At 56.1% G+C, this 15,154-nt stretch carries 14 protein-coding genes; 8 read left to right on the plus strand and 6 right to left on the minus strand.

Features of this window, described 5'->3' with window-relative positions:
* Nucleotides 1-329: 329 nt before the first annotated feature.
* The 3 genes from smpB to secG form a co-directional block, all read right to left on the minus strand.
* Nucleotides 330-803 carry an SsrA-binding protein SmpB gene (smpB, locus tag RGB73_RS27440; protein WP_310766315.1) on the minus strand — a complete coding sequence of 158 codons (474 nt, stop codon included), beginning with the start codon at nt 801-803 and terminating at the stop codon, nt 330-332.
* 118 nt (nt 804-921) lie between these two features.
* Nucleotides 922-3,405: a ribonuclease R gene (rnr, locus tag RGB73_RS27445; RefSeq protein WP_310766317.1), complete on the minus strand. Its 2,484-nt coding sequence runs from the start codon at nt 3,403-3,405 to the stop codon at nt 922-924.
* A 142-nt stretch (nt 3,406-3,547) separates the two neighbouring features.
* Complete coding sequence (gene secG / locus RGB73_RS27450) at nt 3,548-3,790, minus strand: preprotein translocase subunit SecG (RefSeq protein ID WP_310766319.1); 243 nt, start codon at nt 3,788-3,790, stop codon at nt 3,548-3,550.
* Between the two features lie 291 nt (nt 3,791-4,081).
* On the opposite strand from secG, the gene RGB73_RS27455 reads away from it, so the two are divergent.
* The 5 genes from RGB73_RS27455 to RGB73_RS27475 all read left to right on the plus strand — a co-directional run bounded on the left by RGB73_RS27455 (nt 4,082) and on the right by RGB73_RS27475 (nt 7,938).
* A complete protein-coding gene (locus tag RGB73_RS27455; protein ID WP_310766321.1) occupies nt 4,082-4,480 on the plus strand; it encodes a YqzM family protein in 399 nt (132 codons plus the stop codon).
* A gap of 80 nt (nt 4,481-4,560) precedes the next feature.
* Complete coding sequence (locus RGB73_RS27460) at nt 4,561-5,322, plus strand: ABC transporter ATP-binding protein (protein ID WP_310766323.1); 762 nt, start codon at nt 4,561-4,563, stop codon at nt 5,320-5,322.
* Nucleotides 5,319-6,065: an ABC transporter permease gene (locus RGB73_RS27465; RefSeq protein ID WP_310766325.1), complete on the plus strand. Its 747-nt coding sequence runs from the start codon at nt 5,319-5,321 to the stop codon at nt 6,063-6,065. The genes RGB73_RS27460 and RGB73_RS27465 overlap by 4 nt, the downstream gene beginning before the upstream one ends.
* 111 nt (nt 6,066-6,176) lie before the next feature.
* Nucleotides 6,177-6,701 carry an RNA polymerase sigma factor gene (locus tag RGB73_RS27470; RefSeq protein WP_310766327.1) on the plus strand — a complete coding sequence of 175 codons (525 nt, stop codon included), beginning with the start codon at nt 6,177-6,179 and terminating at the stop codon, nt 6,699-6,701.
* Entirely contained in the window at nt 6,691-7,938 is a 1,248-nt protein-coding gene (locus RGB73_RS27475; RefSeq protein WP_310766330.1) for a YjgB family protein, read from the plus strand. Before RGB73_RS27470 ends, RGB73_RS27475 begins: the two co-directional genes overlap by 11 nt.
* 57 nt (nt 7,939-7,995) lie before the next feature.
* Here RGB73_RS27475 and RGB73_RS27480 read toward each other — a convergent pair whose 3' ends face one another.
* The gene (locus RGB73_RS27480) at nt 7,996-9,009 is read right to left on the minus strand and encodes an ABC transporter substrate-binding protein (protein WP_310766333.1); all 1,014 of its coding nucleotides are present in this window, start codon (nt 9,007-9,009) and stop codon (nt 7,996-7,998) included.
* Between the two features lie 210 nt (nt 9,010-9,219).
* Here RGB73_RS27480 and RGB73_RS27485 point away from each other — a divergent pair, with 210 nt between their 5' ends.
* From RGB73_RS27485 to RGB73_RS27495, 3 genes are read left to right on the plus strand one after another with little or no spacing between them, the layout of a single operon-like run.
* The gene (locus tag RGB73_RS27485) at nt 9,220-10,230 is read left to right on the plus strand and encodes a FecCD family ABC transporter permease (RefSeq protein ID WP_310766336.1); all 1,011 of its coding nucleotides are present in this window, start codon (nt 9,220-9,222) and stop codon (nt 10,228-10,230) included.
* The gene (locus tag RGB73_RS27490) at nt 10,227-11,264 is read left to right on the plus strand and encodes a FecCD family ABC transporter permease (protein ID WP_310766337.1); all 1,038 of its coding nucleotides are present in this window, start codon (nt 10,227-10,229) and stop codon (nt 11,262-11,264) included. Before RGB73_RS27485 ends, RGB73_RS27490 begins: the two co-directional genes overlap by 4 nt.
* 19 nt (nt 11,265-11,283) lie before the next feature.
* Nucleotides 11,284-12,111, plus strand: a complete 828-nt coding sequence (locus RGB73_RS27495) for an ABC transporter ATP-binding protein (RefSeq protein ID WP_310766340.1) — start codon at nt 11,284-11,286, stop codon at nt 12,109-12,111.
* 122 nt (nt 12,112-12,233) lie between these two features.
* Here the strand turns inward: RGB73_RS27495 and eno are convergent, their stop codons facing one another.
* Together eno and gpmI are read right to left on the minus strand one after the other, a co-directional pair.
* Entirely contained in the window at nt 12,234-13,520 is a 1,287-nt protein-coding gene (gene eno, locus RGB73_RS27500) for a phosphopyruvate hydratase (protein WP_310766342.1), read from the minus strand.
* Between the two features lie 92 nt (nt 13,521-13,612).
* Nucleotides 13,613-15,154, minus strand: coding sequence for a 2,3-bisphosphoglycerate-independent phosphoglycerate mutase (gpmI, locus tag RGB73_RS27505; RefSeq protein WP_310766345.1), 1,542 nt, complete (start codon nt 15,152-15,154; stop codon nt 13,613-13,615).

The following is a 15,154-nucleotide window of genomic DNA, read 5'->3' on the forward strand; positions in this document are numbered from 1 at the left end:
AAAAGATCGTGTCTGTCCGATGCCCTCAATGGAGCAGCGGTACTTCCGCCTTTTGAACGGGAACTACCTGTCGAGAAGGTGACAAAAAGTCTAGGTGAAGAGAGGTTACAGACCGTTCCACACCTAGACTGTGTTGTTAACAGTGTGTACTGCTTGCTACCTATTCAATATAGCATATTTGACAGGCAAAACTCAACGTTGATTCCTGCCAGGCATGCCAAGGCGCACCAGTATGTGCTTGCAGCCGAGGCTTGTGTCCGACGCTTGCGCCGCTGTTCCTCGCTTTGCTTTCCTACCACATCTTTCGAGATGCGAACGCTTTGGCACCCTTACGCCTTCTGCCGTTCCCTCAAGGCACGCTCGACTTCGCGCGCAGCGTCCTTCTTCTTGAGGTCCTCGCGCTTGTCGTAGTTCTTCTTCCCTTTGACCAGCGCCAGCTCGACTTTGGCCCAGCCGCCCTTCAAATAAATGCTGAGCGGGACGAGCGAGTAGCCTTTCTCGCGGATCAGGCCGTTCAGCTTGAGGATTTCCAGGCGACGCATCAGGAGCCTGCGGGTACGTTCCGGCTCGTGGTTGAAGCGGTTGCCCTGCTCGTACGGGCTGATGTGCACGTTGTACAGCAGCAGCTCGCCGTTTTGGACGCGGGCAAAGCTGTCCTTGAGCTGGACGCGGGAGGCCCGCACGGATTTGATCTCCGTTCCGGTCAGTTCGATGCCCGCTTCGAATACTTGCTCGATGTGGTAATCGTGGCGCGCTTTTCGGTTTTGGGCAACTGTCTTGGTGCCGGCTTTGTCTTTGGACATGGAGATCACCTCGCTTGCGTTTTTCCTGCGTTTCGTACCAGTAAGTCTAGCAAATTTTTCGGATGGTGGCAAGCCAATTTACCCGGCAAACGCCTGATTATGCCCGTTACACAATCGTTTAACGGCGCTTCCGCTTGGCGCTGCTGGCGACGTTTTTGCGGTTCTTCTTCTTCGATTGCACGAAGTCTTCCCAGAACCCTTTTTGCTGCTGCTTTGGAGTTCCTTCCGCTTCGGTGTTCAGTACGACGACCTCTTCGCTTCCTGTAGCCCCGCGCGAACGGCGCCCCGGGCTGGCTGCCTCGCTCTTGCGCCGCTCCTTGTACTTCTGGCGAGCGGCTGCCGGATGCTGCTTTTCCTTTTTCCGAACCGGCCGATCTGATCGGGAGCGATCCTGCTTGCCGCGGCCGTTGCGTTCTCCGCCGCGCCCGTCGATGACCTTCGGGGTGCGTTCCCGGCTTCCGCGGAAGCCCGATGCCTTGGTCATACCGACTATTTCAAAGTCGATGGTGCGCTCGTCCACGTTGACATTGGCTACACGTACCTGCACCACATCCCCGATGCGGAACTGCTTTCCGGTTCGCTCGCCGATCAGGGCGTACATTTTTTCATGGTAGTGATAGTAGTCGTCTGTCAGGTAGCTGACGTGCACCAGACCTTCGATCGTGTTCGGCAGCTCGATGAAAATCCCGAACGATGTGACGCTCGAAATGACTCCCTCGAACTCTTCTCCGACACGCTCCAGCATGAACTCCGCCTTTTTCAGGTCGTCCGTCTCGCGCTCGGCATCTACCGCGAGGCGCTCGCGCTGGGAAGCATGCTCCGCGATGAGCGGCATATGCTCCGTCCAATACGCCAGCCGTTTTTCCGAGAGCTGTTCTCCCTGTTCGATCCAATCCCGGATGCGGCGATGGACGATGAGGTCGGGATAACGGCGGATCGGGGAAGTGAAATGCGTGTAAAATTCCGTGGACAGACCGAAGTGTCCCAGGCTTTCCGCGTCGTAACGCGCTTGCTTCATCGAGCGCAGCATGACGGTGCTGATGATGATCTCTTCCGGCTTCCCTTTGACCTCTTCCAGCAGCTGCTGCAAGGCCCGGGGATGAACGGAATTCCCTTTGCCGCGAATCGAGTAGCCGAAGTTGGTGACGAACTCCATGAAGGCCATCAGCTTTTCGGCGTTGGGGTCTTCGTGGACGCGGTACATAAACGGCTGCTTCATCCAGTGGAAGTGCTCCGCCACGGTTTCGTTTGCAGCCAGCATGAATTCCTCGATGATCTGCTCCGCAATGGAACGCGTGCGGAACCCGATATCCGTCGGAGTTCCCTCTTCGTTCACGTATATTTTCGCTTCACGGAAGTCGAAATCGATGGCGCCGCGCTTCATCCGCTGCTCGCGGCGTTTGCGTGCCAGCTTCTCCATCTCCTGGAACATCGGGACGAGCTCGCTGTACTTTTCCATCAAGGCTTCGTCCTTGTCCTCCAGGATGCTGCGCACATCCGCATACGTCATCCGCTCGTTCGTGCGAATCACGCTGAGGAAGATGTCGTACTTCACGACCTTCGCGTCTTTGTCCATTTCCATGTCGCAGGAGATCGTCAGGCGATCCACTTTTGGATTCAGGCTGCAGATCCCGTTGGACAGTCGGTGCGGCAGCATCGGAATGACCCGGTCGACCAGATAGACGCTGGTGCCGCGCCGATACGCTTCATTGTCCAGGGCCGATTTTTCCTTGACGTAGTAGCTGACGTCAGCGATGTGGACGCCGAGGCGCACGTTGCCATTCGGGAGAGTCTCCAGCGATACGGCGTCGTCCAGGTCCTTGGCATCCGCTCCGTCGATCGTAACCATCGGCCGGTCGCGCAGGTCGCGCCGTCCTTTGATCTCCTCTTCGGAGATCTCATCCGGAGCGGCTTCCGCTTCCGCCAGCACGTCGTCCGGGAAAGCCTCCGGCAGCCCGAACTTGCGGATGATCGACAGGATGTCTACCCCCGGATCGTTCTTGTGGCCCAAAATCTCCACGACGACACCCTCGGGATTCACCCGGCCTTCCGGGTAGCGGACGACATCCACTACGACCTTGTGCCCGTCCACCGCTCCGTTGTAAGCATCTTTCGGGATGAAAATATCCTTGCCGATCCGCTTTTCATCCGGAATGACAAACGCGTAATGCGTCTCGTCCTTGAACGTGCCGACGACTTGCTTGATGCCCCGTTCGACGATGCGGATGATGCGCCCTTCCAGGCGATTGCCGCCCGCCTCTTTTTCCACCCGGACCAGGACGGTATCCCCGTGCAAAGCGCCGTTCATGTCATTGGCGTGCACGTACACGTCCTCCATCTCCGGCGTTTCCGGAATCACGAACCCGAAGCCTTTGGGGTGGTTTTGCAAGCGTCCCCTCACCAGATTCATTTTTTCAGGTACGCCGTAGCGGTTCGCCCTCGTCCGGATGATTTCGCCGCTCGCCTCGAGAGCATTGAGCGTTCTCACCAGCTCTTTAAAAGCTCCGGTATCCGCGATCCCGAACGCTTCCTCCAATTCCTTCACGGTCATGGGGTGGTACGCCTGCTCCCGCATGAACCCGAGGATTTCTTGTTCTTTCATTCACAAACCTCCTTTTTGCGTGGTTTTCAACCGCGCTTCCTTTTCAGCCATTACTATGTAGTATTCACCGCGCAAGCGCATCGCAATCGGAACAGAGAAAAAGGCAGCAAGTCGCACTTGCTGCCTTTTGGCCATTCGTCTATTACGCTGCTGCTTTCAAGAAATAGCCGAGCAAAATCGCAAAGATCATGAACAATGCCGCGAAAACAACGGTCAGCTTTCCTAAAAGAGCGTCAATCCCACGCGCTTTCTGTTTGCCCATGAGTTGCTCAGCGCCGCCGCCAATCGCTCCCGAAAGACCGGCACTCTTACCAGATTGTAACAACACGACGATAATTAAGCCAATACTTGCAATCACAAGTATAATTTTCGCAGCCAATGCCATCTTCATTCACCTCAAAACGTATTTCCAAGGCGGTCAAAAACCAATACATCCACTGTACCATAATTACTAGCCGTCAGCAAGCGGCCAACCCTGCCATTTTCAGAGAAGTTTTGCAAGAATGATCCCGATCTATGCCGGGGCATAATATATAGAAGAAACGGGGAGTGCGCAACTATATTATGGAAATTGTGTACTTTCTTTGTCGGTTTTTCCGTCGCCTTGCAACTGTCAAGATTTTGCCGTAAAATTGCAGTTGTACCTTTATATCTTGCCTTGGGAGGTCTTTGTCAGATGGCTGGGTCCAACAAAAAAGACATGAATCAAAACGACGTAATTGATTCCGCGAAGGCCTTTTTTACTTCGTTTGGTATCTTGTTTCTAGTTTTTCTCATTGCACTTGTAGGATCGATTATTTTCCCGCCAAAACATGGGGAAGAAGCTGCCGGACCTGGCGGTGGACCTACCGCCAACATTGACGCTGCTGCCATTTTCAAACAAAACTGCGCTTCCTGTCACGGTCAAAACCTTGAGGGGATCGTTGGACCAAACTTGACGAAAATTGGTGCGGAACTGAGCGCCGATGATATCGCCAAGATCATCAAAGAAGGTAAAGGCGGCATGCCACCGGGAGTATTGAAAAAGCAGCCGGAAATTCAAGCGGTTGCAAAGTGGCTGTCTGAACACAAATAAGTACATAGATGGCCCGATCGAAAAACACCGGAGACTCGTCCTCTTCGGTGTTTTCGGCATTCATAAGGAGGCGGCGGCAGATGACGACCGAACTGGAAATCGAACGACTGGGCAAAAGGTTGACCACCTCCCCGGAAACATGGCTGTTTCAAGAGTTTACGGCGCGGATCACCGCACCGGAGATCATCGGCATCCTCGGCAAATCAGGCCAGGGCAAAAGCACCCTGCTCCGAATATTGGGACGTTTGGCAATAGGGGACCAGGGCACAATCCGCCTCGGCAACAAGGATTGGCGCGGGTGGGAGCCTGAAGCGTGGCGGATGACGATGAGCTATGTAGCGCAGCAGCCAGTCATGCTTCCCGGCAGCGTGGAAGACAACCTGCGGGCGGCGAGCGCGCTTCATCAGCGCCCTTTCGACGAGCGGCTGGCACGCCAGTACATGAGCGAGCTGGCGATGGATCATCTGGAGTGGGGCAAACCGGCCCAGCTGCTCTCCGGGGGAGAAAAGCAGCGGCTTGCCCTGATCCGCACTCTTTTGTTGCGTCCGTCGATCCTGCTGCTGGACGAAGTCACCTCGTCCCTCGACGCCGTGAGCAAGCAAGCGGCCGAACGCCTTCTCGTCCAACTGCACACGCGAAGCGGCACGACGCTGCTCTGGATCACCCACGATCTGGATGAAGCACGAAGCGCCTGCAACCGTATCTGGTTCATGGCGAACGGACGGCTGGAGGAGGACTCCCCCAGCCAATCGTTTTTCCGCTCCCCGCAGTCGGCGGCGGCACAGGAGTTCCTGCACCGCTACACAGCGATGGTGGCCGCGGCGAAGGAGGAGCAAGCATGACTGCCTTTTCCATGTGGTTTGCCTTTGCCTTCGTGCTGATCGCCCTGCTCCTGTCCGTCTGGCAGAAGCTCGGCCTGGAAAAGGAAATCGCGATCGGCACCGTTCGCTCCACCGTTCAGTTGCTCGCCATCGGCTACGTCCTGCAATTCGTCTTTCAATCCGACCATATCGGGTTCATCCTGATCCTGATCGTCATGATGGTGAGTGTCGCCTCTTGGAATGCTGCCAGCCGGGGAGCCGGTTTGCCCGGCATTTTCTGGCGGATCGCCATCGCTCTGAGCGTGACCGAGCTCGTCACCATGGGACTGCTGGTGCTGCTCGGCCTGGTCTCTCCTACCCCGCAATATTTGATTCCGATGAGCGGCATGATCATCGGCAGCTCGATGGTCGTCTGCGGTCTCTATCTCAACCATATGAACCGCGAGACAGAGAGCTCGCGCGGCGAGATCGAAGCGCTGCTCTCTCTGGGAGCCACCCCTCGCCAGGCGATTCAGGGCGTGCTGAAACGGGCTGTGAAAGCGAGCATGATTCCCACCTTTGACACGATGAAAACAATCGGACTGGTGCAGCTTCCCGGCATGATGACAGGGATGATTGTCGCCGGTGCCAGCCCGATCGACGCGGTTCGCTACCAGATTCTCATCATGCTCACCTTCTCTTCCTCGGCTGCCATCTCGGCTGTTCTCATCAGTTTGATCAGCTACCGCCTGTGGTTTACAAAAGAATCGATTTTGCGTTCCTGACTCTTTCCTTCCCTAACTGCCGGGCCATCCGGCAGTTTTTTTTCGCGAACTGTAATGAAACATGGCTCGATTCGTCAAATTACAAGGAGAAAGAGCAAAGGTGGTTCCGCTATGAACAAAAACGACTTGATCGAGCAATGGTTCCTGCGTTACGGCGACGACATATACAAGTTTCTCGTCTACTACACAGGCAGCCGGGATGTCGACGATCTGGTCCAGGACGTTTTTCTCAAGGCTCTCGGAGCTGTCGGCTCGTTCGAAGGGAGGGCCCAGCCCAAGACGTGGCTTCTCACGATCGCACGCCACACCGCGATCGATCACGCACGGAAGAAGCGCTTGCGCAGCTGGCTTCCCGACATGTGGCTCTCGAATTTGACGTCAGAAGAAAAAACGCCGGAAGAGATTTTCGATCTCCAGGAAGAACAGCAAACCTTGTACCGCGCCATCCGCCAAGTAAAGCCCGCCTATCGCGAGGTGCTTATTCTCAGGGGCATCAAAGGCCTTTCGTCCAGAGAAACGGCAGAAATCCTCGGCTGGACGGAAAACAAGGTGAATGTCACCCTGCACCGTGCCATGAAGGCCGTCAAGGAGAAACTGGAGCTGGAGGGAAAGGAGCTGATCGGCAATGCCATTTAAAAGCGACGAACAACTGCTGAAGGAGCTCGGCAAGCTGCCCAATATGGAAATGCCACCGGAAACCAAGAAGAAAATCATCACGACTATCCGATCCAAGGAGGCTACTCACATGGAACAAACGGTAAACAAACGCAGCTTTGGCCAAATCGGCAAAGGACTGGCGGTCTGCTCCATCCTCGTCGCTGCATGCTGGATGGGGACTGCGCTCATTCAAGGCAACCAGCCGGCCGCGCTGCCTGACATTACGAATGGATCGTCTCCCGCTGCACCGAAGACGCAGCCTGCCGCTCCGGGGCCAAGCCACGGCACTGCCCAACCGACCCCAGTGGTACCAGCCAATGACGAGCTGCTCACTACCATCCGCAAACAAGCGGAAAAAGGGGCAGTCATCAACTCCCCATATACAGTGGAGACGACGGTGTTTGATACTGTCGAAAAGGCTTGGGGTGCTCCCGACAGCAGCGTCTATGCAAATGGGCTGACGTACGCAACCTATAAAAATCGCGGGGTTGTCATCGGCTACAACAAAGGCATGCAAATCGCCGAAATCCGCTCCCTCGATCCGAAAATCCAAAAGCTCACGCTGGCCGAGATCGAACGGCAGTGGGGCAAACCGAACCGCGTCAGCGAATTCGCCGGGCAACAAATCTACACCTACGATGTCACGGACAAATACCAGGTCAAATTCGCGTTTGAGCAGCCATCCACGGGAAATGGACTGACCCTCGTGCAATACAGCGTCTACTACCCGCAAGGCAACCGGAACCTGATGGCCGATTTGGCCCCTGCTGAGCTGCTTACTACCCTTCGCGACCTGGCGAAAAACGGCCAGACCCTGGGTAGCGAATTCCGTGTGGAAAAGGATGTCTTTGACACCGTCGAAAAGCAATGGGGCAAGCCGGACGTCGTTTCCACCGTCAGCGGCATCACATACAACACGTACCGGGATAGGGGGCTTGTCTTCGGCTTTAACAAAGGAATGCAGATCGTGGATATTCGCTCCTACAACTACCAGCTACAGTACGTTTCCCTCGCAGACGTCGTGAAGACCCTGGGCAAACCGACTAGCACAGCCAATGTAGCGGGCCAAACCATCTACACCTACAAAGTCAGTGACAAGTACGAGCTGAAAATTGTCTTTTCCAGCATCGCCACCGGCTCCAACAACGACAAAGTGTTTGTCGATCACGTCAACGTCTTCTATCCGCGCGGCACGATCAACAACATGGCAGGCTGAAAAAACGAAAAAGACGGCTGAAGCTATTCGCTTCCAGCCGTCTTTTCCTTCCCGATCTTATTTGCCGATGATGTAGCCTTCCAGCTCATCCAGCACTTTATTTGCCGCGATCACGCCGCCGGAGGTGTTCCAGATGGTGTCATCCACTTTGAAAGCCTTGCCCGCTTTTACGACGTTCAGGTTTTTCCACAGAGGATCGTTGGTCCACTCTTGCTCCAGCTTGGACGCTTCGCCTTTGCCTGTCTCATACGTGAAGTAGAACATGATGTCGCCATCCATTTCCGGGATGCGCTCTTTCGTCACTTCCGCTGCGAAATCGTCTTTGTCTTGGGCAGCAGGACGAGCGAGGCCGAGGTCTTGGAAAATAGCGCCGGTGAACGTGTTTTTGTAGTAGATGCGTACTTTGCCCGGCATGAAGCGTACGACCGATACCTTCGTATTCAGCTTATCGCCTGCTTTTGCTTTGAAGTCTTCTACGCGTTTGTTCCAATCTGCGAGGATCTTTTCGCCTTCCGCCTTTTTGTTTACGGCTTCCGCGTACAGCATGAAGTTTTCTTTCCAGTCGCCGCGCGGCTCTTCTACAAACACGGTAGGAGCGATAGCGGAGAGCTGCTGATAGATTTTTTCATGACGAAATTTCATGCCCAGGATCAGGTCCGGTTTGAGAGCAGCGATGGCTTCAAGGTTTGGCTGGCCTTCCGTTCCGACCAGTTTGGCGCCTTCGAGGTCTTTGCTTACGAAATCAAAGAATTTCGTCGGATCTACAGTGGAACCGACTGCACCGACCGGTTTGATCCCCAGCGCGATCAGAGTTTCCTCACCTTGGTTCGTCAGCATCACGATGCGCTGCGGAGTGCCTTTGATGGTCGTCTCACCCATCGCATGTTTAACGGTATAGGATTGCTCGGAAGCGTTCGACCCGCCAGCCGCCTGCTGTTCCGTTTTTTGCTCGGCAGGCTTCTGCTCGGTGGCTTGCCCCCCGCCGCCGCAGCCTGTAACGATCAACATCAAGGCCATCATGACGGCGACAAACGCTTTCCCGCCCGTGGCCCAATATGTACGTGAAAACATGATGAAAAGACCCCTTTCAAAACTTTATTGAGAGTGAGAATTGTATTCAATGACAATCATTATCCTACCTTCCAGCACATAAGAAGTCAATAACAAAATGATAATGAATCTCAACATCATTGACACATCATGATCCTACCTCTAAACTTATCATTGTACTGATTTTCTGGATCGTGTAAGAACTCGCTAATGAGATAAGGAAGAAACCAAATGAACTCGTTACTGTCCAATACCTTTCTCAAAATAATGGGAGTAGTCGCAGCCTTCGTGCTTTTGGCTTACCTCAGCTACACCAGCCTCGTCTTCGGGGTGATCGATACGAGCTGGCAAACCGCCATCGATGCCTACACGCACTTCAATGGTTCAAATGAACACATCGCCATTCGAGAGCTGCGTGTCCCCCGTGTGCTGAACGCACTTACGGTAGGCTTCACCCTTGGTGTCGCCGGCACCCTGCTCCAATCGTTGACGAGAAATCCTGTCGCAGACGTCGAACTGTTCGGCCTGAATGCAGGTGCTTCCCTGTTCGTCGTTTTCGCAGTCACCTTCATCGGCATCAGCTCGTTGACCGAGTTTACCTGGATTTCGTTCCTCGGCGCAGCTGTCGCGGGGATCATCGTCTACGTGCTCGGGTCGCTGGGCAGGGACGGATTGACTCCGGTCAAGCTCGTACTCGCCGGAGCCGCGATCACCGCACTGGCCTCGTCTATCCGCCACGGCATGATGGTCTTGAACGAGAAGGCGACCGATGAAGTCCTCTTCTGGCTCTCCGGCTCCGTCGGCGGACGAAAGCTGGAGTACTTGGCCACCGTCTTTCCGTACATGCTCGTCGCCTGGGTCGCCGCCTTCGCTTTGGCCAGACCGATCCAGACCTTGCTCATGGGAGATGACGTCGCCAAGGGGCTCGGGCAGCGCACCTTGCTGGTGAAGCTGGCGACCGGCGCTGTCATCGTTCTCCTGTCCGGCTGCGCTGTCGCCGTCGCTGGCCCCATCGGCTTTGTCGGTTTGGTGACGCCCCATTTGGCGCGCTACTTCGTCGGCATCGACACGCGCTGGGTCTTGCTTTACAGCGGACTGCTCGGCTGCATCCTGCTGCTGATGGCGGACATCGCCGCTCGCTTCGTCGCGATGCCTGCTGAAGTCCCTATCGGTGTCATGACCGCCCTGATCGGCATCCCGTTCTTCATCTACGTCGCACGAAAGGGGCTGGATAAAGGATGAAAGAGTACTTTTCGCTGCGTCTGGGCAAACGTGCGACTTCCGTGCAAATCCATAAGAAAACGCTGTTGTTCAGCCTGATCGCCCTCTTTCTGACCTTTGCCGTGGCTGTCGTCAGCCTGGGGCTGGGGGAAATGAAGATCCATCCCCTCGATGTGCTGAAGGTCATATTCGGCGCCGGATCGGAGCAGGACGCCTTGATCGTCCAGCAGTTTCGGATGCCGCGCATCATCGTCGCCATCCTGGTAGGTGCGGCCTTAGCTTCAGCCGGGGCGATCATGCAAGGGATCGTCCGCAATCCACTGGCTGCTCCCGACATTCTCGGGATCTCCGGAGGCGCTTCGATCGCTGCCGTCGGCTTTTTGCTCCTGTTTGAAACGGCCAGCATCAAATGGCTGCCGCCCATCGCTTTTCTCGGGGCCATGCTGACGACGCTGCTCCTGTACATCCTGGCCTGGAAAAATGGCGTGACTCCGCTCCGACTCGTGATGATCGGGGTCGGAATCAAGATCGCGGCTGGCGCTATCGTGACCATCCTGATCATGTTCAGCCCGTTTCTCTTGCAAAACAAAGCATTGCTCTGGCTCACCGGAAGCATTTACGGAGTGGACTGGAACGACGTCCTGATGATCCTCCCCTGGGTGGTCATCCTGATCCTGGCAGCCGCCTTGCTTACGCGCCGCGTCAACATACAGCAGCTCGGCGACGATGTCGCCACGAGTCTCGGAAGCTACCTGCAATGGGATCGCTTCCTCTTGCTGATGATTTGCGCAGCCTTGACCGGAACAGCCGTGTCCGTCGGCGGCGATATCAGCTTCGTCGCGCTGCTGGCGCCGCATATCGCCAAACAGCTGATCGGCCCTTCATTTGGCGGAGCGCTGCCGCTTTCGGCATTCATCGGTGCCTTGATCGTGCTCCTCGCTGATCTCGTCGCCAGAGTAGCTTTTACACCCATCGAAGTCCCGGTAGGCGTCTTCACCTCGGCAGTCGGCGCCCCGTTTTTCATTTACTTGCTGTACAAAAACCGGAATCGCTAGTGAAAGGAGACGAACGATCATGCACGCTTTGGAAACTCGCCAGTTGACGTTATCCTATGGAGAACGCAATATCATTGAAGGGCTGAATCTGAACATCCCCCGCGGCAAGATTACGGTCTTTATCGGCAGCAACGGGAGCGGAAAGTCGACGCTGCTGCGTTCCCTTGCCCGTTTGCTGAAGCCAAAGGACGGCGCCATCCTGCTCGACGGCGAATCGATCGCCAAGCAATCGACCAAGGAAGTTGCCAAACGGCTTGCCATATTGCCGCAAGGACCAAGCGCTCCCGAGGGACTGACCGTGCTGCAGCTGGTCAAGCAAGGGCGCTATCCGTACCAAAACTGGCTACAGCAATGGTCCGAGGAAGACGAGAAGATGGTGACACGCGCCCTCGAAGCCACACAGCTCTCCGCCCTCGCCAACCGCCCCGTCGACTCTCTCTCCGGCGGTCAGCGCCAACGTGCATGGATCGCTATGACGCTGGCGCAAGGGACGGAAACGATCCTGCTCGACGAACCGACCACGTATCTCGACATGTCCCACCAGATCGAGATCCTGGACCTATTGTTCGAGCTGAACGAGACCGAGCAGCGCACGATTGTCATGGTCTTGCACGACTTGAATCTGGCATGCCGCTACGCCCATCACATCGTCGCGGTGCACAACCAGACCGTCGTGGCAGAAGGCTCTCCCGACGATGTGCTGACGACAGACCTGGTCCGAACCGTCTTTGATATGGATTGCCAAATCACTCTCGATCCTCTCTACGGCACGCCGATGTGCATTCCGTACAGCAAGAGCCGCCTGGCTGCCGCTGTCCTGGAGCAGAGGACCGCTGTGCTGTCGTAATAGGCTCTGACTGCAAAAAACAAGCCACTCCGATTGGAATGGCTTGTTTTTTTTTCGAAAAAGGGCTGCGCCCGCGTCAAACCCGTCCGCGAGTGCAGCCCTAGTCATTCCTGCAAAGGAGCTTACTTTTTCAAGTTGTAGAAAGCAGCACGGCCGCCGAAACGGGACGTGTCGCCCAGCTCGTCCTCGATGCGCAGCAATTGGTTGTACTTCGCTACGCGGTCGGTACGGGATGGCGCACCGGTCTTGATTTGACCCGCATTGGTCGCCACTGCGATGTCGGAGATCGTGGAGTCCTCGGTCTCGCCGGAGCGGTGGGAAATCACTGCTGTGTAGCCGGCGCGCTTCGCCATTTCGATCGCTTCGAACGTCTCGGTCAGCGTACCGATTTGGTTCACTTTCACGAGGATGGAGTTGCCTGTCGCCGATTCGATCCCACGTGCCAGGCGCTCGGTGTTGGTCACGAACAGGTCGTCGCCCACCAGCTGCACTTTGCTGCCCAGTTTGTCGGTCAAAGCCTTCCAGCCGTCCCAGTCGTCTTCGGACAGACCGTCTTCAATCGAGATGATCGGGTATTTGCTCACCAGATCTTCGTAGAACGCGATCATTTCTTCGGTTGTTTTGACGACTCCTTCGCCTTCGAAGTGGTATTTGCCGTCTTTGAACATTTCTGTCGCGGCTACGTCGAGTGCGAGGAATACGTCTTTGCCAGGCTCGTAGCCAGCAGCCTTGATCGCAGCCAGGATGGTGGTGATCGCTTCTTCGTTGGACTTCAGATTGGGCGCAAAGCCGCCCTCATCGCCAACAGCGGTGCTCAGACCTTTTTCAGACAGCACCTTTTTCAGGGAGTGGAAGATTTCCGCACCGGTGCGCAGCGCTTCTTTAAAGGATTCCGCCCCTACCGGCATGACCATGAATTCCTGGATGTCGACGGTGTTGTCCGCATGCTTGCCGCCGTTCAGGATGTTCATCATCGGCACAGGCAAGGTTCTCGCATTGAAACCGCCGAGGTAGTTGTACAGCGGCAGCCCCAAGGAATCTGCTGCTGCGCGTGCAACTGCCATGGAGACGCCCAGGATCGCATTGGCGCCCAGCTTGCCTTTGTTGTTCGTGCCATCGAGCTGAAGCATCGCCATATCGACGCCGACCTGATCCAGCGCGTCCATGCCGATCAGCTCAGGCGCGATGATTTCGTTTACGTTTTCGACCGCTTTCAGTACGCCTTTGCCCAGGTAACGGGACTTGTCGCCATCGCGCAGCTCTACCGCTTCATAAGCGCCGGTAGAAGCCCCGGACGGTACTGCAGCGCGGCCCATCGAACCGTCTTCCAGATAGACTTCGACTTCCACAGTCGGGTTGCCGCGGGAATCCATAATTTCGCGTGCGTAGATGTCAGTAATCATCGCCATTTCTCATCCATCTCCTTTTTGTGTGCGGGTCTCCCCACCAATTTTTATATAAGCTTGCGATCGGGCACCATTTCAGTTTGTGCCAGAGCGGCTTATTTTGCAAGTAACGATTTGCCTGTCATTTCCTCTGGCTGCGGCGCACCCAGCAGGTCGAGCAGGGTCGGCGAAAGATCGGCCAGGACGCCGCCCTCGCGCAGGGTGGCTCCTTCCTTCGTCACGATCACCGGCACCGGGTATGTGCTGTGCGAAGTGATCGGACGGCCTTCCGGATCGAGCATCAGGTCGGCATTGCCGTGATCGGCTGTGATGACCGCCACCCCGCCTTTTGCCGTGATCGCCTCCACTACGCGGCCCAGGCACGTGTCCACGGTCTCGACCGCCTTGATGGTCGGCTCCATCTTGCCCGAATGGCCGACCATGTCGCAGTTGGCGAAGTTGAGGATAATCGCGTCGAAGTGGTCTGCCTCGATCTCGGCCACGACCGCATCGGTCAGCTCGATCGCGCTCATCTCCGGCTTGAGATCGTAGGTCGCGACTTTCGGCGACGGAATGAGAATGCGCGTCTCGCCCGGGAACTCCTGCTCTCGTCCGCCGCTGAAGAAGAACGTCACGTGCGGGTACTTTTCCGTCTCCGCAATGCGCAGCTGCTTCAGTCCTTGCTGAGACAGCACTTCGCCCAGCGTGTTGTCCAGATTGGAAGGCTTGTAGGCCACATAGCCGTCCACCGACTCGGAAAAATGGGTCAGGCAGACGAAGTGCAGGTGACGCGGATGCTTTTCTCCCCGATCGAATCCGCGGAAATCGTCGTTGGTGAATGCCTGCGAGATTTGAATCGCCCGGTCCGGACGGAAGTTGAAAAAGATGATGGCGTCCTCGTCCTGGATCGTAGCGACAGGCTCTCCCTGCTCATCCACGATGACTGTCGGCATGACGAACTCGTCCATGATCGACTTCTCGTACGATTCCTTGACGGCCTTGATCGGATCCTGATACTGGGGAGCATCCGCGTACACCATGGCGCGGTACGCTTTCTCGATACGTTCCCACCGCTTGTCGCGATCCATCGCGTAGTAGCGGCCTTGCACGGTGGCGATCCTGCCTACGCCGGTCTCTGCAATCTTGGCTTGCAGCCGCTCGATGTAGCCTACTGCGCTGTCCGGCGAAACGTCCCGTCCGTCCAAAAAGCCGTGGATGTAGACCCGGTCGACGTTTTGCCGCTTCGCCATCTCGAGAATCGCAAACAGATGGTCAATGTGGCTGTGTACGCCGCCGTCCGACAAAAGCCCGAACAAATGCAGCTGCTTGCCTTTTTCCTTGACGTGGCGAAAAGCTTCGAGCAAGGTTTCGTTCTCGAAAAATTCGCCTTCCCGGATCGATTTGGTGATGCGGGTCAAGTCCTGGTAAACCACGCGGCCGGCACCGATGTTGAGGTGGCCTACCTCGGAATTGCCCATCTGTCCCTCGGGCAAGCCGACAGCGAGCCCGCTCGCCTCCAATGTCGTGTGGGGATATTGGTTCCAATAACGGTCAAAGTTCGGTTTTTTCGCTTGCGCTACCGCATTGCCGTACGTCTCGTCGCGCAGGGCAAAGCCGTCCAGGATCAGCAGCGCAACCGGTTTGGGCCGATGTGCCAT

The organism is Brevibacillus brevis (genome assembly GCF_031583145.1).
GTDB lineage: Bacteria > Bacillota > Bacilli > Brevibacillales > Brevibacillaceae > Brevibacillus > Brevibacillus brevis_E.